Origin of the sequence: Pseudomonas sp. CFBP13508 (genome assembly GCF_005233515.1) — a bacterium.
GTDB classification, from domain to species: Bacteria; Pseudomonadota; Gammaproteobacteria; order Pseudomonadales; family Pseudomonadaceae; genus Aquipseudomonas; species Aquipseudomonas mercuritolerans.
Map to the genome: position 1 here is coordinate 47,996 of NZ_QFZZ01000003.1, position 25,330 is coordinate 73,325.

The window sequence follows — 25,330 nt, forward strand, 5'->3', positions numbered from 1 at the left end:
AGGTTATCCTGTCGGACTGACGGAGGTTTTTTATGCAGGTTTACAAGGTTGGCGGCGCGGTACGTGATCGCCTGTTAGGGTTGCCGGTCACTGATGTCGACCGGGTCGTGGTCGGTGCAACCACTGAAGAAATGCTCGCCAAGGGATTCCGCCCGGTCGGCGCAGATTTCCCGGTGTTTCTGCACCCGAAAACCGGTGAGGAATACGCCCTCGCCCGCACCGAGCGCAAAAGCGGACGCGGTTACGGAGGTTTCACCTTCTATGCAAGTCCTGAAGTCACGCTTGAAGAAGATCTGATTCGCCGCGACCTGACGATCAATGCCATGGCCGAGGACGATCAACTCAACCTGACCGATCCGTACCACGGCCAGCGCGATCTTGAAGCGCGAATCCTTCGCCATGTTTCCCCGGCATTCGCCGAAGATCCGCTCCGTGTCCTGCGTGTTGCCCGTTTTGCTGCGCGCTACGCCGGGCTGGGCTTCACGGTTGCCGACGAGACCATGGACCTGATGCGTCAGCTCAGCGAGTCCGGCGAATTACAGGCGCTGACTGCCGAACGTAGCTGGAAGGAGATTTCCCGGGCACTGCTGGAAGACCATCCACAGGTGTTCATCCAAGTCTTGCGCGACTGTGGCGCACTCAAAGAGCTAATGCCGGAAGTCGACGCCTTGTTCGGCGTACCGCAGCCGGAGACCCATCACCCGGAAATCGACACGGGCCTGCACACCTTGAGCGTGCTGGAGCAGTCAGCTTTGCACAAACAACCGCTGACGGTGCGCTGGGCCTGCCTGCTGCATGACCTGGGCAAAGGCCTCACGCCGGAAGAAGAATGGCCCAGGCATATCGCCCATGAGCACACCGGGCTGAAGCTGATCAAAGCGGTCAACGAGCGCTTCAAGGTCCCCAAAGACTGTCAGGAACTGGCGCTGCTGGTCGGGCAATACCACACCCATGGGCACCGGGCGCTGGAGCTGAAAGCCTCGACGCTGCTGGAATTGCTGCAGAGTTTCGATATATATCGCCGGCCGCAGCGATTCGAAGAGTTTATCGCCGCGTGCGAGATGGACGCCCGTGGCCGCAAGGGCCTGGAGCAGCGCAGTTATCCACAGGCGGATTATTTGCGCGGAGCCGCGAAGGCTGCGCGAGCGGTGGCGGTGCAGCCATTGCTGGAGCAAGGATTCAAGGGGCCGGAACTGGGCGAAGCGCTGAAGCGGGAACGACTGAAGGCGTTGAAAGCCTACAAAGAGGCGGCGACGGCCTGATAAAAAACTTCGCGAGCAGGCTCGCTCCCACAGGAGACCTCGATCCAATGTGGGAGCGAGCCTGCTCGCGAAAGCGCATTTGATATCACCGCAACTCCGAAGGCGTGAGCTGCTCCCCCCGCCATTCGAACGCAACCGGCGCCAACACCTGATCAATTTGCGCCTCAGCCCACAACGTCGCAAAGCTTTGGCCCACCCCCGGATGCACCCTATCCGGCGCAATCAACGACAACGGCCACAGCACAAAGGCATTTTTCAGGATTTCCGCACGCGGCAGCATCAATCCATCAAAATTACCCACCAGATCGCCATACAGCAGCACGTCGATATCCAGCGGCAAGCCCTTGCGATCCGGGGCATAGCGACCGTTATCCGCCTCAATGAATTTCAAGCGGCGATCAAGCTCCATCAACGGCAGATCGGTGTAGGCCGAGACCACGAAATTGAAGAACGGCCCGCTCTTGATGCCCACCGGCTGGCTCTCGAACACCGCCGAACAACGGATATCCACCAGGAATGTGGCCAGCGCATCGAGACCGGCGCGCAAATGGGTTTCGCGCTCGATATTGCTACCGAGCCCGAGGTAGACCTGAGTCAGCGACATCCGCGCTCGATCTCCACACCCACACCACCCTTGGCCGCTGGAACGGCGCCCGGCTTGGTCAGTTTCAGTCGCACCCAGGTGATCTTGAATTCGGCCATGAGCACTTCAACCAGACGCTCGGCAAAGGTTTCGACCAACTGGAACTGCGCCTGCTCGGCAAAAGCCTGAATGCGCGTGGAAACGCTGGCGTAATCGAGCGCCAAGGTCAGGTCGTCACCGGCGGCGGCCGGGCGATTGTCCCAGGCGAAGCTCAGATCAAGACGCAGACACTGACGGATGCCGCGCTCCCAGTCATAGGCACCGATCACGGTGTCGACTTCCAGGCCCTCGATAAACACTCTGTCCAAGCACTTCTCTCCGCTGCACGACAAGGGCGCGATGCGCCGTTAGAATCAGGGCGTCCTCGCCCGGAATAGTTAGCATGTTTTGGTTACTGGCGATTCTCGCCTACCTGCTCGGCTCGCTGTCCTTCGCCATTTTGCTCAGCCGCCTGACCGGAAATCCGGATCCACGAATGAGTGGCTCGGGTAATGCCGGCGCCACCAACATGCTGCGCCTGGCCGGTCGCAAACTGGCGATCCTGACCCTGCTCGGTGATCTGTGCAAAGGCCTGCTGCCGGTGCTGATCGCGTCAAGCACGGGCCTTTCGCTGCAGGATCAGGCCTGGATCGGCGTATGCGCCGTAATCGGCCACCTGTTCCCGCTGTACTTCCGCTTTCGTGGCGGCAAAGGCGTTGCCACTGCCGCCGGCATGCTGCTTGGCCTGTATCCACCCGCCGCGCTGCTGGCAGTGTGCGCCTGGCTGCTGACGTTCTACCTGACCCGCACCAGTTCGCTCGCGGCGCTGATTGCCACGCCACTGACCCTGCCATTGCTGGCCTGGCAAGAGCCGGAAGCCTTACTGCCAATGAGCGCGCTGACCTTGCTGATTGTCTGGCGTCATCGCGGCAATCTACGCGACCTGTTTGCCGGGCGCGAACGGCATTTCTAGCTGCCGTCCATGAGCGTCGCTCATTACAGCGCCGACAATTGTTCCATCGGCCAGCGTGCCTGCACGGTGATTGCCAGACTTTCCTGCTGGCCGGCCTTCAGGCGCTGGCAACCGGCGAACGCGATCATTGCGCCATTGTCGGTGCAGAACTCGGGACGTGCGTAAAACACATCGCCCTTCATATCACCGAGCATCTTTTCCAGCGAAACCCGCAACGCCTTGTTGGCGCTGACGCCGCCGGCGATCACCAGTCGCTTCATGCCCGCCTGTTTGAGGGCGCGCTTGCACTTGATGGTCAAAGTCTCCACCACGGCCTGCTGGAACGCCAGCGCGATGTCGCAACGGGCTTGCTCGCCGTCGTCCCCGGCGCTGACGCATTGCTGCCAGGTGTTGAGGGCGAAGGTTTTCAAGCCGCTGAAGCTGAAGTCCAGACCCGGGCGGTCACACATCGGACGCGGAAAAGTGAAACGTCCTGCGACGCCCTTCTCGGCCAGCTTGGCGATTTCCGGCCCGCCGGGGTAATTAAGGCCCATCATCTTTGCGGTTTTGTCGAAGGCTTCGCCGGCCGCATCGTCGAGCGTCTCGCCGAGCAGGCTGTATTGGCCAATGCCGTCGACCTGAACCAACTGCGTATGACCACCGGAAACCAACAAAGCGACGAACGGAAACTCAGGCGGTTTCGGCTCCAGCATCGGTGCCAGCAAGTGGCCTTCCATGTGGTGCACGCCGAGCGCCGGAATGCCCCAGGCAAACGCCAGTGCCTGCGCGCAGGACGCACCGACCAGCAGCGCGCCGACCAGGCCAGGACCTGCGGTGTAGGCAATCGCATCGATCTCGGTCGGCACGCAGTCGGCCTCGGCCAACACCTGACGGATCAAGGGCAGCATGCGTTTGACGTGGTCACGCGAGGCCAGCTCCGGCACCACACCGCCATAGACGCGGTGCAGGTCGATCTGACTGAACAGCGCATCGGCCAGCAGACCGCGTTCACTGTCATACAATGCGACGCCGGTTTCGTCGCAGGAGGTTTCTAATCCCAGTACTAGCATGGGTTTGCGCCTTGTTTAGGCTGAATTCGAAGGCGCGCATAATAGTCGCCACGTGATGCCCCGACCAGCGGTTTTCGATCAGAGGCTTTGCATTCCGAGCGATGAGGGGTTAACATCCGCAACCCTTAAAAACCGACGTCTTCAAGTGCTCTTTTGCCGCGAGGATGTTGACCCCGGTAATGAATGAAGGTAGCTCTGGATGCCAGCCGTCAAAGTAAAAGAGAACGAACCCTTCGACGTAGCTCTGCGTCGTTTCAAGCGCTCCTGCGAAAAAGCCGGTGTACTGGCTGAAGTTCGTAGCCGCGAATTTTACGAGAAGCCAACTTCTGAGCGTAAGCGCAAGGCAGCAGCCGCTGTTAAGCGTCACGCCAAGAAAGTTCAGCGCGAACAGCGCCGCGCCGTTCGTCTGTACTAATCCACAGACGTTCGTAGCAAGCTTCTTGCCTAAGCCCGGCCCTCAGCCGGGCTAATGGCATTTGCGTAAAACGCTTGATGCTTCACCGTCGACGCCGCCGATGCGACCGAGACAAATCTGCTTCACCGCGTCAGGCCTGGCTCTTTTGCCAGCGGTGCACGTCTTTTCTGACGAGCCTTTCAAGGCTACTGACGAGCACACCCACTGATTCCTCTTACGACGATCAGCCCAAGGCACCTGCATGCGTGCCCGCTTTATTGAGCTATCCGAGGCCGACAACCGGCCGTCAGCGGATTCAGCGCAACACTTTCACATAGTCGAAGACTGATAGGTACTAACGTCAGTGGATTTTCGGCAGATACACTTCCCGACAGCGATCACGCAGACGACACCGGTCGAGCCGCACTTTTTGTGCGTTTCCAGCAATGGCCCGCGTCCGACAGCCTGTCGCAACGGATTTATTGCAGCGCAGACGACGAGAACGCCATGGCCGGGCTGATACCCCAGAGCTTCATTGACGACCTGCTGAACCGCACCGACATCGTCGACGTGGTCAGCTCGCGCGTGCAATTGAAGAAGGCCGGCAAGAACTACACCGCCTGTTGCCCGTTCCACAAAGAGAAAACCCCGTCGTTCAGCGTCAGCCCCGACAAGCAGTTCTATTACTGCTTCGGTTGCGGCGCCGGCGGCAACGCCCTCGGCTTTCTCATGGATCACGACAACCTGGACTTCCCCCAGGCCGTCGAAGATCTGGCCAAAGCCGCCGGCATGGAAATCCCCCGCGAAGAAAGCGGCCGCGAGCGTAAGCCGCGTCAGCCGACCGATTCGCCGCTGTATCCACTGCTCACCGCCGCCGCTGATTTTTACCGGCAGGCACTCAAGAGTCATCCGTCGCGCAAGGCTGCGGTGGATTACCTCAAGGGCCGCGGCCTGACCGGCGAGATCGCTCGGGATTTCGGCCTCGGCTTTGCACCGCCGGGCTGGGACAACCTGCTCAAGCACCTGAGCAGCGACACGCTGCAACAGAAGGCCATGATCGAAGCCGGCCTGCTGATCGAGAACGCCGAAACCGGCAAACGCTATGACCGCTTCCGCGATCGCGTGATGTTCCCGATTCGCGATACCCGTGGACGGATCATCGCCTTCGGCGGCCGCGTACTGGGCGACGACAAGCCCAAGTACCTGAACTCACCGGAAACCCCGGTATTCCATAAAGGCCAGGAACTCTACGGCCTCTATGAAGCGCGCAAGAACAACCGCAACCTCGACGAAATCATCGTCGTCGAGGGTTACATGGACGTCATCGCCCTCGCCCAGCAAGGCTTGCGCAATGCCGTCGCCACGCTGGGTACCGCGACCAGCGAAGAACACCTCAAGCGCCTGTTCCGCGTCGTGCCGAACGTATTGTTCTGCTTCGACGGCGACCAGGCCGGTCGCAACGCCGCGTGGCGCGCCCTGGAAGCGACATTGCCGTGCCTGCAGGACGGTCGCCGCGCACGATTTCTGTTTTTGCCCGAAGGCGAAGACCCGGACACCCTGGTTCGCGCCGAAGGCACCGACGCATTCAAGGCGCGCATCAATCAGCACGCGCAGCCGCTGGCCGATTATTTTTTCCAGCAACTGACCGAGGAATCCGACCCGCGCTCACTTGAGGGCAAGGCACACATGGCCACCCTCGCCGCACCGCTGATCGACAAGGTTCCAGGCGCGAACCTGCGCATCCTGATGCGTCAGCGCCTGACCGAAATCACCGGCCTGAGCAGCGAGACCGTCAGCCAACTGGTTCAGAGTGCGCCGCAGGAAGCACCGCCCGCCTACGATCCGGGCTTCGATTACGATGCCATGCCGGACTACAGCGACTACCATCAGCCGCAGGCACAGGACATGTACGCGCCGCAGCAGGAATGGACGCCGAAGAAACCCGGCGCCGGCGGCAAGAAGTGGGACAAGAAACCGTGGGACAAGAACGGCAAGCGTGGTGGCGATCGCGAACAGCAGCGCCCGCGCACGCCGATTGGCGTCGAATCGCCGACCCTGACGGCATTGAGAACATTGCTCCATCATCCGCAACTGGCCAAGCGCGTTGAAGACGCCGGGCATATTGCCGATGAAAATCAGACCAACGCCCAGCTGCTTGTGGCGCTGCTCGAAGCCGTACAGAAGAATCCCAAGCTAAACTCATTTCAGTTGATTGCGCGATGGCACGGTACTGAACAGGGTCGCTTGCTCAAGGCACTCGCAGAAAAGGAATGGCTGATTGACGGAGATAACCTTGAACAACAGTTTTTCGACACCATTACTAGCTTGTCCGCCCGCCAACGCGAGCGAAATCTCGAACAGTTACTCAGGAAAGCGCGGCAAAGCGAACTGAGCGTCGAAGAGAAAAATCAACTGCGCGACCTTTTAAGTCGCAATGTTTCCGCATCAAACCCGACCTCAACTGGCGCGTGAGGTCATAGCTCAGGTATAATCCTCGGCTTGTTTTTTGCCCGCCAAGACCTTCAGTGGATAGGGTGTTATGTCCGGAAAAGCGCAACAGCAGTCTCGTATTATTGAGTTGATCAAACTGGGTCGTGAGCAGAAGTATCTGACTTACGCCGAGGTCAACGACCACCTGCCCGAGGATATTTCAGATCCGGAGCAGGTGGAAGACATCATCCGCATGATTAACGACATGGGGATCCCCGTACACGAGAGTGCTCCGGATGCGGACGCCCTTATGTTGGCCGACGCCGATACCGACGAGGCCGCTGCGGAAGAAGCAGCCGCTGCGTTGGCGGCGGTGGAGACCGATATCGGTCGCACCACTGACCCGGTGCGCATGTACATGCGTGAAATGGGTACGGTCGAGCTTCTGACCCGTGAAGGCGAAATCGAAATCGCCAAGCGGATCGAAGAAGGCATTCGTGAAGTGATGAGCGCAATTGCGCACTTCCCTGGCACGGTTGACCACATTCTCTCCGAGTACACCCGCGTCACCACCGAAGGTGGTCGCCTGTCCGACGTCCTGAGCGGTTATATCGACCCGGACGACGGCATCGCGCCGCCTGCGGCAGAAGTGCCGCCGCCGGTCGATCCGAAAGCCGTCAAGGCTGACGACGACACCGACGACGATGAAGCCGAATCTTCCGATGACGAAGAAGAAGCCGAAAGCGGTCCGGATCCGGTCATTGCTGCGCAGCGCTTCGGCGCCGTGGCCGACCAAATGGAAATCACCCGCAAGGCCCTGAAAAAGCACGGTCGTCACAACAAGGCAGCGGTTGCCGAGTTGCTGGCCCTGGCCGAGCTGTTCATGCCGATCAAACTGGTGCCGAAGCAATTCGAAGCCCTGGTCGAGCGTGTGCGCAGTGCCCTGGATCGTCTGCGTCAGCAAGAGCGCGCGATCATGCAGTTGTGCGTACGTGATGCACGTATGCCGCGCGCCGATTTCCTGCGTCAGTTCCCGGGCAACGAAGTCGACGAAAGCTGGTCCGACGCCCTGGCCAAAGGCAAGAGCAAGTACGCCGAAGCCATCGGTCGCGTGCAGCCGGACATCATCCGTTGCCAGCAGAAACTGATTGCGCTGGAAACCGAGACCGGTCTGACCATTGCCGAAATCAAGGACATCAACCGTCGCATGTCGATCGGTGAGGCCAAGGCCCGCCGCGCGAAGAAAGAGATGGTTGAAGCCAACTTGCGTCTGGTGATTTCGATCGCCAAGAAGTACACCAACCGCGGCCTGCAATTCCTCGATCTGATCCAGGAAGGCAACATCGGTCTGATGAAAGCGGTGGACAAGTTCGAATACCGTCGTGGTTACAAGTTCTCGACTTATGCCACCTGGTGGATCCGTCAGGCGATCACTCGCTCGATCGCCGACCAGGCCCGCACCATCCGTATTCCGGTGCACATGATCGAGACGATCAACAAGCTCAACCGTATTTCCCGGCAGATGTTGCAGGAAATGGGTCGCGAACCGACCCCGGAAGAGCTGGGCGAACGCATGGAAATGCCTGAGGACAAGATCCGCAAGGTACTGAAGATCGCCAAAGAGCCGATCTCCATGGAAACCCCGATCGGTGATGACGAAGACTCCCATCTGGGCGACTTCATCGAAGACTCGACCATGCAGTCGCCAATCGATGTCGCCACGGTGGAAAGCCTGAAGGAAGCGACTCGCGAAGTGCTGTCCGGCCTCACTGCCCGTGAAGCCAAGGTATTGCGCATGCGTTTCGGTATCGACATGAACACCGACCATACGCTCGAAGAAGTGGGCAAACAGTTTGACGTAACGCGTGAGCGGATTCGTCAGATCGAAGCCAAGGCGCTGCGCAAGCTGCGCCACCCGACGCGAAGCGAGCATCTGCGCTCCTTCCTCGACGAGTGATACCAGAACCCCCGGCCCAGGCCGGGGGTTTTGTTTTATGGCAGATTAAATTCCCCGCCCCACCCTTCCCGCCGCGTACCCCGTCTACACTCGAAACAATCACTCCAAGCCCTGACGAGAGCGTTATGCCCAGACTGGCGCCCGTGCTGTTTCTGCTGTCATTGATGATCTGCACCGCCACGGCTGACGCGCTGACTCTCACCGATGAAGAACGCAGCTGGCTGGCGGCTCACCCTGACTTGCGCCTGGGTGTCGACGCGTCGTGGCCGCCTTTCGAATTTCGGGACGATCAGAACCGTTATCAGGGCCTGGCTGCCGACTATATCGACGTAATCCGTCAACGCCTGGCGATCAAACTTACACCTATCGAACCAGTGAGCTGGACGGTGGTGCTGGAGCAGGTCAAGAAGGGCAAGATCGATTTGCTGCCGGGGATCATGTCTACACCGGAACGCCAGAACTATTTGTCATTCACCCGACCGTACCTCGACTTCCCGATCGTCATCCTCGCCCATGTCGGTGGCGCCCAGCCGCGCAAACTCGATGATCTGTATGGCCTGAAAATCGCCGTGGTGGACAACTACGCTCCCCACGAACTGCTACGCACTCACCACCCCGACCTGAATCTGGTCGCCATGCCCAACGTCAGTTCGGCGCTGCAAGCTTTGGCGACCGATGAAGTGGACGCGGTGGTCGGCGATCTCGCTTCCAGCGTCTGGAGCCTGCGCCAGCTCAAGCTCGACGGCCTCTACGTCAGCGGCGAAACCCCATATCGCTATCAATTGGCGATGGCCGTGCCCCGCGACAATAAAGTGTTGGTGGGCATTCTCGACAAAGTCCTCGCCGACATGACACCGGCGGAAATCAGCAGCATCCAGGAACATTGGGTCGGTAACGTGCTCGACCACCGGACGTTCTGGTCAGATCTGCTGATGTATGGCCTGCCCGGCCTGTTGCTGCTGATGACAGTGCTGGCCGTGGTGATTCGCATCAACCGCCGCCTGAGCTCGGAAATCACCCGGCGCATCGACCTCGAACAGGAATTGCGCAGCAGCGAATATCACTACCGCGGCCTGGTCGAGAGCCTGTCGGCGATCGCCTGGGAAGCGCGGATGAGCGACTTCACCTACAGCTATGTTTCGCCGCACGCTGAAGACTTGCTCGGCTATCCACAGTCCCATTGGCTGATTCCGGGCTTCTGGCACAACATCATTCACCCGGCCGACCTGACCCGCACGCAGAACTATTGCAAGGAAGCGCTACGCCAGGGCCGCGATCACATCGTCGACTATCGCGTGATCACCGCCGACGGCCGCTGCCTGTGGGTGCGCGACATTGTCAGCCTGATCGAGCATGGCCACGAACCGGTGATGCGCGGGTTGATGATCGATATCAGCGAAATCAAACGCACCGAAGAAGCGCTGCGGCTGTCCGAGCAGAAGTTCGCTTCGGTGTTCGAGCAATGCCCGGACATTCTGGTGATTGCACGCCTGTCCGACGGCTGCCTGCTGGAGGTCAACGAGGCCTTCGAGGAGCAGATCGGCCTCAGGGCCGAGGACGTGATCGGCCAGACCGCCACCAACCTCAATATCTGGGGCATTCCCGGCGTCGGGCCGGGCCTCTTGCAGCGTTTGCAGGCCGGCAGCATCCGTAATCTGGAAATGCCCTTTCGCCGCAACAACGGCCAAGTCTTCACCGGGCTGATTTCCGCCGAGCCTTTCGACCTCGACACCACGCCGGCGCTGGTGGTCGTGGTGCGCGACATCAGCCAGCTCAAGGAAACCCAACAGCAACTGCAAACTTCTGAAGAGAAATTCGCCAAGGCTTTCCATGCGTCGCCGGACGGCCTGCTGCTGTCACGCCAGAGCGACGGCCTGCTATTGGAGGTCAATGAAGGCTTCAGCCGCATCACCGGTTTCAACAGCGCGATGTCGGTGGATCGTTCGACGCTGGATCTGGGCATCTGGGTCAACCTCAACGAACGCAAACAGATGCTTGACCTGCTGCAACGCGACGGTTTCGTCCGCGACTTCACATGCCACATCCGTCGCAGCGACGGGCAGATTCGCCTGTGCGAAGTGTCCAGTCGCCCGCTGCCGATCGGCGACGAGGATTGCATGCTGACCATCGCCCGCGACATCACTGAACGCCATCTCATGCAGGAAAAACTGCAGCAGGCCGCGACCGTTTTCGAGAGCACGGCAGAAGGCGTGCTGATCACCGATACCCAACAACACATCAGCGCGGTCAACCGTGCCTTCACCGAAATTACCGGCTACAGCGAAAGCGAAGCACTGGGCCACACGCCACGCTTGCTGGCGTCAGGGCTGCATGACAGCGCTTTCTACGCAGCGATGTGGCATCAATTGACCGACGAGGGACACTGGCAAGGCGAGATTTCCAACCGGCGCAAGAACGGCGAGCTGTACCCGAGCTGGCTGACCATCAGCGCCGTGCGCAATCGCGACAAATTCATCACTCACTTCGTTGCGGTGTTTGCCGATATTTCCAGCCTCAAGCATGCCCAGGCCAAGCTCGATTATCAGGCTCACCACGATCCGCTCACCGGCCTGCCCAATCGCACCCTGTTCGAAAGCCGCCTGCAGATGGCCCTGACCAGCCAACAGGAAAATGGCGGCCAGGGCGCGGTGCTGTTTCTCGATCTCGACCGCTTCAAGCACATCAACGACAGCCTCGGCCACCCGGTCGGCGACCTGTTGCTCAAGGGCATCGCCGTGCGCTTGAAGGAGCAACTGCGCGATATCGACACAGTCGCACGGTTGGGCGGCGACGAGTTCATCATCCTGTTGCCGGGCTTGCAGCAAGCCAGCGACGCCGACAACATCGCGACGAAACTGCTCAACTGCTTCGGCGCGCCGTTCCAGGCCGGCGAACACGAGTTCTTTATCAGCGCCAGCATTGGCACCAGCCTCTATCCGCGCGACGGTTGCGATGTGGCCACCCTGGTGAAAAACGCCGACGCGGCGATGTACCGCTCCAAAGCCAAAGGACGCAACCGCGTCGAAAGCTACACCCGCGACCTCACCGCCCAGGCCAGCGAGCGCATAGCGCTGGAGCATGAACTGCGCCGTGCCATCGAGCGTGATGAGCTGTTTCTCTATTACCAACCGAAAATCAGCCTGGTCGATCACAGTCTGGTCGGTGCAGAGGCGCTGATTCGCTGGCGCCACCCAACCTTCGGCGACGTGCCGCCCGAGCATTTCATTCCGTTGGCGGAAGAGAACGGCATGATCCTGCAGATCGGCGATTGGGTGCTGGAAACCGCTTGCAGGCAAATGTTCGAGTGGAACGAGATCTACCAACCGCTGGGGCCGCTGTCGGTGAACCTCGCCGGCGCGCAACTGCGTCAACCGAACCTGTTGGTGCGCATCGAACAACTGCTCAAGGACAACCGCCTCAGGCCGGATTTACTGCAACTTGAAATTACCGAGAATTTCATCATGAGTCAGGCCGAAGAGGCGCTGGCAGTGCTGCACCAACTCAAACACCTCGGCGTGCAGCTGGCGATCGATGACTTCGGCACCGGCTATTCCTCGCTCAGCTACCTCAAACGCCTGCCACTGGACATCCTCAAGATCGACCAGTCCTTCGTCCGCGGACTGCCTGACGACCCCCACGACGCGGCGATTGTGCGCGCCATCATCGCGCTCGGCCGCAGCATGCAGTTCACGGTAATTGCCGAAGGCGTGGAAACCCAGGCGCAACAACAATTCCTCGCCGCAGAAGGTTGTGAACAGATCCAAGGCTACATCGTCAGCCTGCCCCTGCCACCGGACGAATTCGCCGCGACGTTTCTGCATGTAACCGCATCGGATTTTTCGGATAGCACAGCCGCGAAACCGTCGCTATAATCCGCCGCCTACTGAGGGCCTATAGCTCAGTTGGTTAGAGCAGAGGACTCATAATCCTTTGGTCCACGGTTCTTATGTGGTATGCAACTCAGGGTGGTATTTAAACCCTCGATTTGAAAGCTTTGAAGATGTTTTTGGGCCTCTAGCTCATGTTGGTTAGAGCAGCGGACTTAACAGATCAGCACCTAAACCTTCTAGGCATGGTGCTGAACAAATGGGTTGCCTTGGGGTAAGTTCACTCTGTCCCTTGGTAGAATCGCTCAAATTCGGGGAAGCCTCTGCGCAAGCGTGGTAATCCCGAGCCAAGCCTCTCAGAGGAAGGTGTAGAGACTGTACGGGCGGGCCGAAAGGTAAGAGACAGTCCAGACCACAAACCCGAAAGGGGCAGTGAAAACTGAAGTGGTAAGCATAATCCGTTGGTGCCCGGTTCGACTCCGGGGAGGCCCACCATTCTAAAAAGAACCGCATCCACGATGCGGTTTTTTTGTCGAACTACTCGCCTTCAGTCCTAACATCGCGAGTAACAGCGATCCATTGCTCCACACCGGATCGCCTGCATCTCTTTCATGCGAAACTTAATCGAGTCGACCCAAGGTGAGGGCAGCGCTCACTACGATCTGTTGACGGCCCTTCTGCACAGGAAGGCAAGGTCGAACCAGAGTCCGTTGCAGATCTGGACTGTCTATGACCGACTCGTTGGTGGCTCGGGAGGTCACCAAACGGGGCAGAAACGGTTCTAGCGCAGACCTAGACCTTCCAGGTATGGCTCCGCCTCTTGTGCCCGAAAACCTTCACATGCACATTTCTTGTTGACACCGCAAACGCCGCACCAAATGCTTAATAGGCATGGTTTTTGGAAGCGGTGCGTATGAAAAATTTTATCCTCGTTCAAGCCCCAGTGACGGTCGAGGCCTCGCACCTCCTTCTGCACCTTGACCCGACGATCCCGAACGAGCAGCGCGAGTTTGAGCCATTCACCCATTATTCCCAGTGGCTAGCTCAGCGCGGCTATGCCTTCAATACCGATCGTCTCTACTCTGAACACGTGGGCCGATTCATCGACTATGTGTATGAGGTTTCCATATCCCAGTTCGACTCGGATGTAGAACTCTCAATTTCGTCGATTATCTACAGCTACCAGTCCTTCCTCCTTTTTGGCAAAAACTCATCAAATCCTATAGCCGCAAGAATGGCAAAACAGCTTGGAAAGGAAAGAACCACCAGCCAGTTGTCACTTGCTCAAACGATTGAATCTTCTATTCGGTGGTTTCTTCGAGTCTGTGAAACCCGTAACAGCATCTCACCAGACCCACTTTTCAGCCGGTTGTACATAAATCGTCCTGAATACAAACAAAATCACGAAATATCTGCAATAAAAGCAAAATCTTGGTTGGCCGGTACGATAAGACATGCTCTCGTTGCAGCCCTCCCGAAGAGAAAGCAGGAAACACTCTTTCCGCGCGCTAGCCGCCGGGACAGAAAAAACGATAAGCAGGGTTATAAAACCGTCGCCTTTCCAATCGAAATATCTGTGTCTCTCGTTCGCCAAGAAAGGCCCAAGAGATCCAAGGTATTTCACCGTGATATGGCAATTTATGCGCTATTGGCTGCATCCGGAGGCCGAACGAGCGAAATCCTTCAAGTGAAGTTCATCGATATTGATGCTGACAATTTAGCTGTATATCTGAGAGACCCTTTTTCAAGAAAAAATTCAGGGATAACTGAAGCCGAGCACCGCCTGCTCGCGTGGAAAGGTCGCGATACAGAAATAACGTTTCTAATAGAACCTTTCCGTAAGATATTTTTTGAGCACTTGGAGCAGTATCTAGCCCTAGAATATAACTCTAGCTGCGGGCACGATTTCCTATTTCAACATGCCAATGGAAGACCTTACTTCACCAGCGACCGAAGCAGCCGGGATAAAACGTTTAAAAACTATGCAAGTAGGGCAGGACTGATAGACTGCAAGGGGATTAGCCTGCATTCCCTAAGGCACATGTACGGAACCTATACGTTAAATTATATACCTGTTACAGGCCGAGAACTACCAGGTCTCCCGCTAACATATGTCAAGATACTGATGGGGCATTCAAACATTACGTCTACAATGAAGTACGCAAAACACAATATCGACTTTATTGATGCCTACTTTCAGCACGCCAACCAATACATAACCATGCGCGGAGAGCAGTCGATAAACACCATACGACAAGAATTTTATATCCGCCAGCTGGAGATTCTGCAAAAAGAATCCATGCGAATCGAAGGCGCGATCGGATGATCAATCTTACTCGTGAGGTATTGATCATAAAATCAGGCTTGGAGCTTTCCGATTCGATAAAGCTTGCTATTTCGCGCTCCAAGGAGTGCGTAAAAAAAGAGCTATACAACGGAGCTTATATTTCACCAAGCAAGGTAACAAGCTCATCAAGGAATGAGTATTATCAGGCATCTATTTTCCGCCTATTCGACAACCACCTTGACGCCTCTCTCGCTCCACTCTACGATCAGAACTGGGTACAAAGCATTTACTTATGCGCTCAAAAGACACCAACAACTGACTTAGCTAAACGCGTTCTTCCTCTAAACGCGCATGGCTGGCTCAACAAATCTTCTTTAGAGCGGTTACGCCAAGACTCTCTGCTAATCTTGCATTTCCTTTGGCATGCGGGTGCGGCACTTCTACCTATGACGCTGAAAAAACCGACTGTTAAAGATTCCGTAACTGGCGGTAACTTCAAAGAATTTGCAGCTTCAACATATCCAGAGGTCTTAGCGCTGGTAAGTCTCCCTTATACAACACATGTCGAATATACGGACATCCCCGATATTCGCACAGTAATGCAGTCCTCCGCTTTAGACAATTTTGGATGGTATGCGTGGAGGCTGATACGAGCGACAAACTGGTATAAGATCGAAGATATCGATCCGGTGGATGTAGCGGCATGCGCCAATGCGATTCTTTCAGCTAAAAAAGGTGAAAGCGACTGGATAAAATACCCCATCTGTTCTAAGGCTTTTTTTTCGTATATCCAAAAGCTTTACCCGAACCGATGCCAACCCGAATATCCCGAGCACGGATTAAAAAACGATGTCCAGGCATCGGCCAGTGCTATTAACAGAGGGGAGTTCCACATTCCCGGCGAACACTCCGAATGCGTTTTGGCATGGTTGAAATATCAAGAAAAGTTCATTGAAAGCCAAAGAGCCCGCGGACTGAAAACTTATAGGTCTTACCGGCGGTCGCTTGCCGTGCTGAACACTTTCTTGTTCAGCACTCTGTTGGCTGCTGGTATTCCACCACCCCTACCAAACCAATTCAATCGTAAACATATTGAGGGCGATGGATTCGATGGCCTATTAAAACAACTTCGTTCTGGAAGATCTTCTGATACGATGCAGCATCTCTTGTACCAACTCAGTGCATATTTTGACTATATGGCTGCTCATTCAACCTCCGATGAGGTTTTATCGGGTTTCGTAAACCCGATCGTTGATGTTGATTATCCAATAGTAAAAAGAAGATCTGGCACGAATAAAGCAGCATTTGAATCAGAGCTATTTCCTTACCTAATCCAGTATTGTTATGCCATCGAATCGTTCTCGACGCATCTATCGGAAATGGTTCATTTTGAGCAAATTAACTTGTACACAGAAGAGTACAGGGCTGATATAGAATCGAAAAACTGGAACGATGCGCAGAAGATAATCCAAACAGCGAAGTTCGGCTACATTCCGTTAGTATTCTACAAAAACCCATCATTCGATCCGTCATCTCCCAAGAGCCGCTCGAACGAGCCAATGAAATATGAGCCGCTAACTCTTATTTCTAGATCACTCATTCCAATTATTGATAGCGCGGTCAAAAACAAAGGTTCATGGGTGTTCTATCCACAGCTTAATTATATTCGTCACAATATCATTGCATTGGAAACAGGTGTTCGAAGCATCCATATCCGATGGCTTGACAGACGAACCTACGATCAGAATATTGACCGTTCTCGGAAACTTCCTCCAGTATGCAAGCTCCACATCAATACAGACAAGGTAAATGGTGCCTGGAACGCATCAGTATCCAAAGATGTAATTCAAATGCTGGATCGGCAATACTCAATGCTGGAATGGTTTGGTGATTCTCCAATGTCGGAGGAAGTTTGGTATGACGATCATGTAGACAGTGTGTTTGGAAAAATCATAACTATCTTCCCAAAATGGATGACACCCGGAACCCTTCATCCGACATCTTATATGAACTATTTTAAAAAACTAATTTACTCATTCGACTTATTCTGCCGATATCAATTGCAAGTTGAAACATCGAATCAGATGCCTGAGTCCTTGGCCAAGATGGAATCAATTGAAGATCCTATACACGCTTTAGCGGCAGTTAAGCTAGAAGCTGAGGCCAGCAGACTAATTAAGCACACCCCGCATTCTTGCCGGGTCTCCGTAGTATCTGAGTACATCCGGATACTCCCTCCGCACATCATAGGCAGCCACCTCACAGGGCATGCTACAGATGCCCATGTGATGTATTACGCGAAGCTTGATTCGGCGTACCTGAATACGGTAGCCCGCCATCAAAAAATGAGCGTAGAGCAGGGCTGGCTTTTAGACCGTCCAGCAATATCCACCATTAAGGCTGAAGACGTGACATCCAAATTGCAACAAGCATTCCGCCGAGACAAAGAAAAGTCCCTTGCTGATTTCGGTGCCATTTCTTTTGACCGCGAAACTCAGGATGATGTGGTATCCGGAATAAAAGCCGCAAAGCAGCGCCCTATAGATTCGCTTGCTTTTATGCCCACTCACATTTGCCCTTTTGGAAACCAGTGCCCAGCAGATGTCATAAAAGACTTGGGGGCCGTACCTGGGTCAAGGATGCCCTGCGGTGGTTGCTACTATTCAATCAAAACCGTGGACCACCTACCCAGGATCCATGGGCTTATACGCGTGCTCACTGATGAGTGCAGTGAGCTTGAAAGCCACATAGCTGAGGCCAGAAAAAATGGGGCATCGGTTCAGAGCCTGTCGCAGAAAGCCAACCATCGCAAGCTCTTGGCCTCAGAGATCATTTCATGGAGCGTCACCGCTCACTGCCTTGAGCAAATGCATAGTGAGATGAAGACACGATCTAATTTTCTGCTGGAAAGACCTGAGATCATCTCTGAGCGCCTTGAGAAACTCGACTTCGGTGAACACAGCCTATCCAACTTGATCGCTCGCACAGCGGAAGCCAAATCACAGGCAGAGTATTTCACCCCTCAGTTGAAGCAACAGATCATGGTCGCGCGTAACAAGCTTCTGGCTTTCACTGGAGACTTCAATCGCATGCTACAGGAGGCCCCGACTGGATTTACATTGATTGATGAGTTCAGGGGGCTGATTCGATCTACCTGCGAAGCCCTTAACCTTTCCCTGCATGACCTAAGCAGTGCCATGGACAAGCCCTTGGTGCTTGACCGCTCCAACCCGATTCTTAAGCTGGTATCGAACCCTGGGAGTGTTCCTGCATGAGTAAGGGAGCTAAACGAGGACAGAACCGTTTTGCAGGTGCACAAAAACGCCGTCGCGACTACAGGATCACTCGAATCAAGGATGAGGTCATTCCAAAGCTGAAATCTTTCGTTGGAAAAGCATCATTCGGTGGAATCACACAGTTCTCTAAATTTTGCGCCGACCTCTACAATGATTGCCTCCCCGTTAATGAAAAGAAAATCGGCTATAGAACCCTTGTCCAGAGTGCTGAGTACTGGACACTGCTCGGGCCGCTTTTTCACAGGCACTGGCACTCATCTGACAACATGGAATCTGAGAAAGAAAAGCTTGTAGGAAAGCTGGCAACACAACGTGCAGAAAGACTTCAAGCAGAGACAGAACGGCTGAGAAAGGAGGTAGACGCCCTTAGGGTAGCCCTTCGTAATCATGGCGCTTCGCCTATGAACCTGCCGGAGTTAAAACCTACTAATCAAGATTTCATGACGAAATTTGACAAGACTTGCCGTGCTCTCAAATTGATACTTGATGCGAGCGATAGTATGTTTGCTGCTGATTTAGACGCCATGAAAATTAGCTGTGCATACAACGATCTTGAGCCGGTAGAGGGACTGGTCCCAAAAGAGCTGGCTACACCCTTCATCCAATGGATGAAAGCAAAAGAGAAAAACCATGGCGATCAGTAAAGAAAAACGCACTGCTTTGTGAGTAAAGAATATTGTCCCTATGGCCATTTTCAGCGCTTAAGGGAAAGATTTTTTAACCTTGCTGCATGATTTTTTGGACAAGGGCAAAACGGCACAGCAATCGTACATGCGGCCCAGCTGACCAATGCGCCCCCCAGTCATGACAGAGACCGGCAGAAAACGACCCCAGAGCCTCAGGTTAGATCCACCCAGTTTTTCTCAGCGTCCTGCGCACCTCGTTATTTCACCCAGCCATGCTACGAGATAAATTATGAATTCACATAATTGTGCATAAAGCTAGTTCTTTAGAATTCGCAACCGATTGCGCCATATAACTGAAACATGTAAATCCAAAAAACCTTGCTGCTGCACCATCATGACATTAGTTTTTTACTCTTGCTCCGCGCGTACCTGTCGAACGAATTCTGGGGGTTCGAGAAATTAATGCAACGGAGCGACCGAAACTCTCAGCCAATCCAAGCATAGGCACATCACGGGTAAATGTCGGATGCTTACGATACACTTCATCTGAGCGAGCTCAGCTCCTCTAAGCGATACGAACCATTTGAGCTGCCATGTCACTGCATTGCCTATAGATCGACTGCAAGACCATGCGGAGCTTACTAACGTCGTAGGTACCCGATGCAATTAAGTCGGGCGAAGCATCGTAAAACGCTTTGGCATAGCTATCCTTAAAGTCGAGCGCTCCCTGATAGATGCCCAGAGATTCCTTGTAGTTCGTCCAGGTCACTTGCGCTGGCGGACGGTTTTTCAAGCGCAAGTCTAAGTAGCACTCGATGGCTGCAGCACGTCCGTTGATGTCGGCGCTTTCTACCCCGCTGGGGCCTCGTGCCGGGAAGTCACGCAGCGCCCCCAAGTCGGGAAGAACCATTGCTCTCATGTTGACTGGAAAGGTGAATCTTTGGAGACTCCGATACGTGTCGATCCCCTCGGCATCATTGTCGAATAGAAACACCACGCGGTTCTGAACATCGATCTTCACCAACCCTTCGGCAAACTTGGATAGATTGCCTGTACCAGAGAATGGGTGTCGTTCTTCGATATCAATGAATCGGAAAAAGTCCTCAATATCCTGCCGTAGGAGCGCAAAGCTTCGCTTCAAAATATGCGTATCTGACGTTCCTTCGGTCGCGATTAGATAGGTCTGTGAGCGGCGTGCGCCGGCTGTGAAGTCCTCATTTTTTGCCCAACCAGCATCTACGAAATTGCCATAATCCCAAACGACTTCGAGATCCAGATTGGTAGGATTTTCAGCAAGTACTCGGAGGGTCGAGTAAGGCCCTAGAAAACTGATGAGGGCACCAAAGTGACTGCGTTCTGAATACCCTCCAGTGTCTCGGTCGAAGTCTCCTCCCGGAAGCAGGGCCGCCGCGGGGTCGTTGGCAAAACGGCCCTCGCCCCGAGCGTAGTCTGCATCATAGGTAGGGTTGTATACGCTGCCGAGTTCCCGAATAGCGTGCTCACGTATGAAGGCCACGAATTGATTGAAGTTCAATCGCTCAGGTTGCGGTCCACCTTTCAGAGAGACAGGATACTGATCAAGGTAAAACGCTGATTGGAACTCATATTCAGCTTGAACAGAGCTCAACGTATAACCGAGCAGTTCGAGCCTCGAAACCATCGAGCCAAGCGTTCGGCAAAAGCACATTTCGCGCTGAGTGACGTCTTGCGAGTTCTGCGCGCAATATTCGTAATTAACGTGCGGGTGCCGCCTGCGCTGGCGGTCCCGCTCTTGAAAGAGCATGCCGTGGTCCATACCGATGTAGCCAGTGTTGTAGGTGAGTTCGATATCGCCCACTGACAGCGTAATGGGTGTGCTCATGAGGGTTCTCAATTATGCGCCGGCATCGGCCCTAAGAATCTACCCCCTTCTACATGCGGAGAATTCACTACGCTGCCTTTGCCCCTGGATATGGCCTGCGATTATTCGACTAGCTAAGGCAAAAAATTCTTTGCCTTAGCTCCGTGCTGCATCTACTCAATAAACGCAGCCAGCAATTTTACGTGGCTGTGGGCGTCGCCCCCTTCAAAGGTTCATCACGGCTCAGTAGGACGATGCTAGGGCGACGTCGCGGGCTCACCGTCACGAAGATCGCGATAGCCGTAGTTCCTTAAAGTCATCCTCTAGGAATCGGAACTTGTGACGAAACAGCCCTGCAAGCTTGCCGTCCGCCGTAGCAAAGAAGATTTGACGCGAACCGCTGATTGCCAAATCTCGCAGGTGATCAAGGAATGACAGCATGTTGATGTCGTCGACGTGTGCCACCGGATCATCGAAGAGCAAAATAGGTGGCCCAGACTGCAGGCGGCCATTCATTGCCAAAAACAGCGACAAGGCGAAGGCAGCCCGCTGGCCGGTACTCATTTGATGAAGCTGGACCTCTGCGCTGTTGCTCCTGCGAATAATTACAAGTTTGCCTTGATCGGTCTTGAGCTCAAACTCGTTGGGCATGTGGATGCTTGCAAATATTCGTGCGATCTCCGCAGCATTTTCAGTCAAAATCTGCTTGGTCAGCTCTCCACCGGAACGTTGTTGAGCCAGCTCTCCGAGCACTGCGCCGGCTTCAACTGCACGCTGTATCTGCGTGTTCAATTCATCGATCTTGGTATCGAGCTCAGCGATGGTCGACGTTTCTTGATTGAACTCCCAATCGTTGGAGGTCTCCACAGCTTCCGCAAGGGCAACGTTGCGAAGCATTTGCCGCACTGAGTCGAGGTTTAAAACGATCTGTTCAGTGGTCGATTCAGCATCGACAGTCAGGATCGACGTTAAGGTCTGTCGAGCACCCAAAGCTGCATCCAAATCCAGAAACTGCTTTCTGACAGCCTGAGCGAACTGCTCGGTGTCGTCTAAAACTTCAATCGATAAGCGAGCGGCCAAGGTTTCACTTTCTTCCCTCACCTCATTCAACTCCTCAAGCGCGGAAGCGGAGGCAGTCTGAGAGGCATTTAACAAGTCCTTTTTTTCAGCCAGCACTTTGAGCAGCTCATTGAGTGACGTTAACTCAGACAGCCCTGCTATCAGTAATTTCCGGGAAAGGTCATCACTAGACAGACCTTCCACCGAGAGCTGTTGCATCTTCGATAGACTGGCATCAAGCTCGTATCGGTCTTGCTCCAACGTAGTTTTTTCCTCATCAATCAGTCGGAGTGCCTCTACAACGGTGATGAGCTGATCAGAATTACCGACAAACGATTTAACCGGCATCAATATCTCCAGCGTCACAACGGCTTTTTCCAACTCCTCGCTTTCGGACGAGATCGCCGCTTGCAGCATCGCTGCATGCTCCGATGCGCTGCCTTCAATATTGGACATCATGCGGGAAAGTAACTGACCGTCCTCAAACTCACTTTTGCAAAGGGGGCAGTGATTAGGATCAACCTGAATTTGGAGTAATTCCTGGGCGGTGCCCAGAAGTCGCTGCTTCAAAACGGTTATGGCGCTTTGGCTCTTCTCAAAAGCCTGAAGTGACAATCGAGCTGATTCAAGCCGGCGCCGATACTCCTCTACCTGACTAGTGGCCAATGCAATTACCGCTGCCAGAGGTTTGCTCAGGTACATCTGGAGCGGCTTCATATCAATGAGGCTGGCAGTGCTTGCTAACCTCGCGCTCGAAGCACGCACGCGTGCTTGAAGATCCTGTGTCTCTTGAATCAAACGTGAAAACTCGGTGCGAGCATACGGCACCAGTGACTCTGTTGCGGCGATCGATTCCGAAGTGGCCTGCGCCTCCCTGTGCGCGTTGGATTGCGCCAGTCGAGCGGCCTGGGCCCGCTGATCTAGCGCTTCTGCTTTTCTGGCCTCGTCCTCCAGACTTGCAAGGATTAGTTGAGCGTCACTGAAATTACTGTGAAGTGCATCGATCGATGATCGACTGATAATCGTGATTGCGGATGTGGCCTTTTGAAGATCATCCCTGAACGCGTCAAGCTGCCCCTTTTCTGCAGGTGGCTGAATCCAGCCCGACGCTCGGGTAGCCGTCAGCAACTCCAGGAACAAACTGTCAGACAGCTTTGGGATTGCTTTGAGGTGATCCAGGCGCTTTTGAGATGATTCTTTTAACCGCTGGTTTGTGACATTTTCTCGGTTAAAACCCTTCAGTTCGTCCTGCAACTGCATAAGGACGCGGCGCAGCCGATCACCAAGCTGTTCTGACGCGGCGCCGAGCACCAACCGAGCTACATCTTCACCAATTTGATCAGAACTCGATGTAACGCTGAGCTCAACGGCTGCATCGGTATCGAGAAAGTTAAACTTCGCAAAACTGTGGTGAATAGTGGCGGTCTTTACGTCGGTTTTGGCGTACCAATTTGAGTGTCGCGCGCGCAGGCGCGTCGCATTCGTGGTCGAATTCAGCTTTTCTTCCGTATCCCCAAAATCCAGCACCACAGATGTTTTCGGGAGAACGGGAGATTCCCGACGATTCGTTCCGCAATAAGCATATTCGATTGCTTCGAGAAGTGACGTTTTTCCAACTCCGTTACTGCCGACTATCAGGTTGACCCGACCAAGTTCATGAACCTTTTGCTCAGGGTGAGAGCGAAAACCTGTGATGGCCAGGCTCTGGATAAAGTTATCGACTGCGGCCTGTTCACCGGGGAGCAGGGGAACCGGTGCAACGGCTTGCCCTACAGTGTCGGTTGCACCAGAAACGATTCTGCGTACCGCTTCGGGCACAGTGATGTCGCTGTCGAGGATGAAGTTCAGCTTATGCCTGGAGAGCGCCTCCGACCATGCTGTCGCGAGGTCGACGGGCATGGTTTTGACAGCCTGCGGTGTACCGGCATCTGCAAGCAGTGGAGCGATCTCATCTTCTTGAATAACTCGCTTACGAGCATATTCCCGATCTGCTTCAATCTTTGCTTTCAGCCGACCGAACTCACCACCTTGAGCCTCTTCTTCACTGGTGACGAAATACAGATAATGATTCCAACGCAGATCCGTCGAGACATCACTTGAGAAGTACATCCGAGAGAGAACTTCTTCCTGGTAACTTTTGAGACAGGCCGCAGCTTCAGCGATCTGATCATTCAGATCGAAGTAACGAACGGCGTAATCACGCTCACCGAAACGGTCAACGCCTCTAAATAAGCCATTTCCGACATGCTCAAGGTCAGGATATCGGTTCTTGAGCATAGCCTCGACACGTTGCGCGTTGATCATTATCTATCCTCTGAAAAGTCGACTGGAGACGCGCTGGCGGGTATGTCAATGAGATTCGTCCCTTTAGGACCTCGAACGCAGTATTGATTGTCCCTGCGGAACACGACACATATCCTGTCTTGGGCACGTACGATGGCATCGCTAATTTCTTCGGCGCTCAAGTCTGCTTTTATGGCCTTATCGGCCGCTTGCGCGGTGAGGGCTGAGCGAAGCATTTGGTGTGCGCTTTCGATGGCAGCATCGTTCGCTTGGTCAGAGAGATAAACAAGTGCCGCAGAACCGAGACCACCGGAGGTGGGTTCAATGTTGTGATGCGGAGCTTGTAGTCGCCACGAGAATTTGAAACCTTGGGCCAAGTCACGAACCGCCGCCGGCCAGGGAACGGCAGACTGGGCAAGCCCAATGGCATCGTGAGCGCGCTGCAATCTTAGCGTGCGATACGACACTCCAGGCCGGCTCACATCCTTATCCTGGTGGACTGTCACGCGGCGAATGGATTCTTCATCCCTATCGAGGCGCAGAGCATCCAATTCCTTAGTGGTGTACCACGTGGTTGGTTTACCTCGAGGCCCCATGAGAATCTCAACTGCACGCTCCACTGCAAGTGGGCTGGCCATAGATGCCCGAAGTAAATCTGCACTGATCGAACGGTACCCCGCCAGCGCCTCAGCAAAACCATCATTCGCGACGGCTCCCGGCTCCCAACTGCTACTGTCAGCTTTCCAGATCCAGCGCTCTTCAACTTGGATGAAGTTCTTTGGGGCCAGTGCTTGCTCACCAGGGAACATAAGCTTCTGCTTTTGCAGAAGGATGATCTGCCCTTCATAGTTCAGAAAGAAGGCGTGCCACCTTTGATCAAGCAGGCAGTAGTACAAGCCACGGTGATGAAGCGCATCGATAAGTCCATCATCGGCACTAAACTTGGCTGGCGGGGCGTACCAAGCTGATCCGGCAACGTTGTTCCATCCAGAAATCAGTCCTCCGTCTTTGACTTCCATGACGTTTTGAGCCCAGTTCAAGCAGAGAAGCTCTACATGATTGTTCGATCCTATAGAGCAAAGCCTGGTTCGATAGCTCGCATAATCAGCATGTGCTGGCTTGGGGTTGAGCTGGATGTGGATCAGAAGACAGTTGATATGGAGTTCACCAACATGCTCAGTAAAATCGAAGGCGTCGGAGCATATGATGGATGCAAGGCACATGTTTCCGACTCCGCGATTGAAGACGTACACCGCTTGCCCTAGGCACAACGAGGTTTGCTCTACATCACGATAGTCTCGACAAGCCACAGTCTTGAGTTGTACCAAAAGTACCAGCACAGATTGACCATCTGAGTCTTGGGCCCAGAAGACGTAGAGCAGTGGGTCGACGTACCGTCTTTGTGCCGCTTGCCTTGGATCAAGT

General features: G+C 54.7%; 15 protein-coding genes. 9 read left to right on the plus strand and 6 right to left on the minus strand.

The features are described 5' to 3' along the window. The first annotated feature begins 32 nt into the window (after positions 1-32). On the plus strand, positions 33-1,262 hold the full coding sequence (locus PspCFBP13508_RS08620) for a multifunctional CCA addition/repair protein (RefSeq protein ID WP_130911390.1): 1,230 nt from the start codon (positions 33-35) through the stop codon (positions 1,260-1,262). Between the two features lie 85 nt (positions 1,263-1,347). Here the strand turns inward: PspCFBP13508_RS08620 and folK are convergent, their stop codons facing one another. Further along, complete coding sequence (folK, locus tag PspCFBP13508_RS08625) at positions 1,348-1,866, minus strand: 2-amino-4-hydroxy-6-hydroxymethyldihydropteridine diphosphokinase (protein ID WP_076564351.1); 519 nt, start codon at positions 1,864-1,866, stop codon at positions 1,348-1,350. Next, positions 1,857-2,213 carry a dihydroneopterin aldolase gene (folB, locus tag PspCFBP13508_RS08630; protein ID WP_016772885.1) on the minus strand — a complete coding sequence of 119 codons (357 nt, stop codon included), beginning with the start codon at positions 2,211-2,213 and terminating at the stop codon, positions 1,857-1,859. Before folB ends, folK begins: the two co-directional genes overlap by 10 nt. Positions 2,214-2,287: 74 nt before the next feature. Between folB and plsY the strand changes: the two genes are divergently transcribed. Then, entirely contained in the window at positions 2,288-2,857 is a 570-nt protein-coding gene (gene plsY, locus PspCFBP13508_RS08635) for a glycerol-3-phosphate 1-O-acyltransferase PlsY (protein WP_137214209.1), read from the plus strand. Between the two features lie 23 nt (positions 2,858-2,880). Here plsY and tsaD read toward each other — a convergent pair whose 3' ends face one another. Continuing rightward, the gene (gene tsaD, locus PspCFBP13508_RS08640) at positions 2,881-3,906 is read right to left on the minus strand and encodes a tRNA (adenosine(37)-N6)-threonylcarbamoyltransferase complex transferase subunit TsaD (protein WP_039757706.1); all 1,026 of its coding nucleotides are present in this window, start codon (positions 3,904-3,906) and stop codon (positions 2,881-2,883) included. Positions 3,907-4,105: 199 nt separating this feature from the next. Here tsaD and rpsU point away from each other — a divergent pair, with 199 nt between their 5' ends. From rpsU to PspCFBP13508_RS08680, 7 genes are all read left to right on the plus strand, one after another. Continuing rightward, the gene (gene rpsU, locus PspCFBP13508_RS08645) at positions 4,106-4,321 is read left to right on the plus strand and encodes a 30S ribosomal protein S21 (RefSeq protein ID WP_002551877.1); all 216 of its coding nucleotides are present in this window, start codon (positions 4,106-4,108) and stop codon (positions 4,319-4,321) included. Positions 4,322-4,807: 486 nt separating this feature from the next. Then, positions 4,808-6,772 carry a DNA primase gene (gene dnaG / locus PspCFBP13508_RS08650; protein WP_024014549.1) on the plus strand — a complete coding sequence of 655 codons (1,965 nt, stop codon included), beginning with the start codon at positions 4,808-4,810 and terminating at the stop codon, positions 6,770-6,772. A 67-nt stretch (positions 6,773-6,839) separates the two neighbouring features. Continuing rightward, the gene (gene rpoD, locus PspCFBP13508_RS08655) at positions 6,840-8,687 is read left to right on the plus strand and encodes an RNA polymerase sigma factor RpoD (protein WP_039757703.1); all 1,848 of its coding nucleotides are present in this window, start codon (positions 6,840-6,842) and stop codon (positions 8,685-8,687) included. A gap of 125 nt (positions 8,688-8,812) precedes the next feature. After that, entirely contained in the window at positions 8,813-12,559 is a 3,747-nt protein-coding gene (locus PspCFBP13508_RS08660; protein ID WP_137214210.1) for a bifunctional diguanylate cyclase/phosphodiesterase, read from the plus strand. Between the two features lie 868 nt (positions 12,560-13,427). Next, positions 13,428-14,840: a site-specific integrase gene (locus PspCFBP13508_RS08670; RefSeq protein ID WP_137214211.1), complete on the plus strand. Its 1,413-nt coding sequence runs from the start codon at positions 13,428-13,430 to the stop codon at positions 14,838-14,840. Next, entirely contained in the window at positions 14,837-18,076 is a 3,240-nt protein-coding gene (locus tag PspCFBP13508_RS08675; RefSeq protein ID WP_137214212.1) for a hypothetical protein, read from the plus strand. Before PspCFBP13508_RS08670 ends, PspCFBP13508_RS08675 begins: the two co-directional genes overlap by 4 nt. Then, on the plus strand, positions 18,073-18,741 hold the full coding sequence (locus tag PspCFBP13508_RS08680) for a hypothetical protein (RefSeq protein WP_137214213.1): 669 nt from the start codon (positions 18,073-18,075) through the stop codon (positions 18,739-18,741). Before PspCFBP13508_RS08675 ends, PspCFBP13508_RS08680 begins: the two co-directional genes overlap by 4 nt. 547 nt (positions 18,742-19,288) lie before the next feature. Here PspCFBP13508_RS08680 and PspCFBP13508_RS08685 read toward each other — a convergent pair. From PspCFBP13508_RS08685 to PspCFBP13508_RS08695, 3 genes are all read right to left on the minus strand, one after another. Then, positions 19,289-20,584, minus strand: coding sequence for a HEPN/Toprim-associated domain-containing protein (locus tag PspCFBP13508_RS08685; protein ID WP_137214214.1), 1,296 nt, complete (start codon positions 20,582-20,584; stop codon positions 19,289-19,291). A gap of 261 nt (positions 20,585-20,845) precedes the next feature. Next, the gene (locus PspCFBP13508_RS08690; protein ID WP_137214215.1) at positions 20,846-23,926 is read right to left on the minus strand and encodes an AAA family ATPase; all 3,081 of its coding nucleotides are present in this window, start codon (positions 23,924-23,926) and stop codon (positions 20,846-20,848) included. After that, positions 23,926-25,128, minus strand: a complete 1,203-nt coding sequence (locus PspCFBP13508_RS08695) for a hypothetical protein (RefSeq protein WP_241669505.1) — start codon at positions 25,126-25,128, stop codon at positions 23,926-23,928. The genes PspCFBP13508_RS08690 and PspCFBP13508_RS08695 overlap by 1 nt, the downstream gene beginning before the upstream one ends. Positions 25,129-25,330: the final 202 nt, after the last annotated feature.

Coding starts and splice junctions, on each gene's coding strand:
- folK (WP_076564351.1), bottom strand. CDS start 1,866: ATGTCGCTGACTCAGGTCTACCTCGGGCTCGGTAGCAATATCGAGCGC.
- PspCFBP13508_RS08695 (WP_241669505.1), bottom strand. CDS start 25,128: ATGTGCCTTGCATCCATCATATGCTCCGACGCCTTCGATTTTACTGAG.
- PspCFBP13508_RS08690 (WP_137214215.1), bottom strand. CDS start 23,926: ATGATCAACGCGCAACGTGTCGAGGCTATGCTCAAGAACCGATATCCT.
- PspCFBP13508_RS08620 (WP_130911390.1), top strand. CDS start 33: ATGCAGGTTTACAAGGTTGGCGGCGCGGTACGTGATCGCCTGTTAGGG.
- PspCFBP13508_RS08670 (WP_137214211.1), top strand. CDS start 13,428: ATGAAAAATTTTATCCTCGTTCAAGCCCCAGTGACGGTCGAGGCCTCG.
- dnaG (WP_024014549.1), top strand. CDS start 4,808: ATGGCCGGGCTGATACCCCAGAGCTTCATTGACGACCTGCTGAACCGC.
- rpoD (WP_039757703.1), top strand. CDS start 6,840: ATGTCCGGAAAAGCGCAACAGCAGTCTCGTATTATTGAGTTGATCAAA.
- PspCFBP13508_RS08685 (WP_137214214.1), bottom strand. CDS start 20,584: ATGAGCACACCCATTACGCTGTCAGTGGGCGATATCGAACTCACCTAC.
- PspCFBP13508_RS08675 (WP_137214212.1), top strand. CDS start 14,837: ATGATCAATCTTACTCGTGAGGTATTGATCATAAAATCAGGCTTGGAG.
- PspCFBP13508_RS08680 (WP_137214213.1), top strand. CDS start 18,073: ATGAGTAAGGGAGCTAAACGAGGACAGAACCGTTTTGCAGGTGCACAA.
- rpsU (WP_002551877.1), top strand. CDS start 4,106: ATGCCAGCCGTCAAAGTAAAAGAGAACGAACCCTTCGACGTAGCTCTG.
- PspCFBP13508_RS08660 (WP_137214210.1), top strand. CDS start 8,813: ATGCCCAGACTGGCGCCCGTGCTGTTTCTGCTGTCATTGATGATCTGC.
- tsaD (WP_039757706.1), bottom strand. CDS start 3,906: ATGCTAGTACTGGGATTAGAAACCTCCTGCGACGAAACCGGCGTCGCA.
- plsY (WP_137214209.1), top strand. CDS start 2,288: ATGTTTTGGTTACTGGCGATTCTCGCCTACCTGCTCGGCTCGCTGTCC.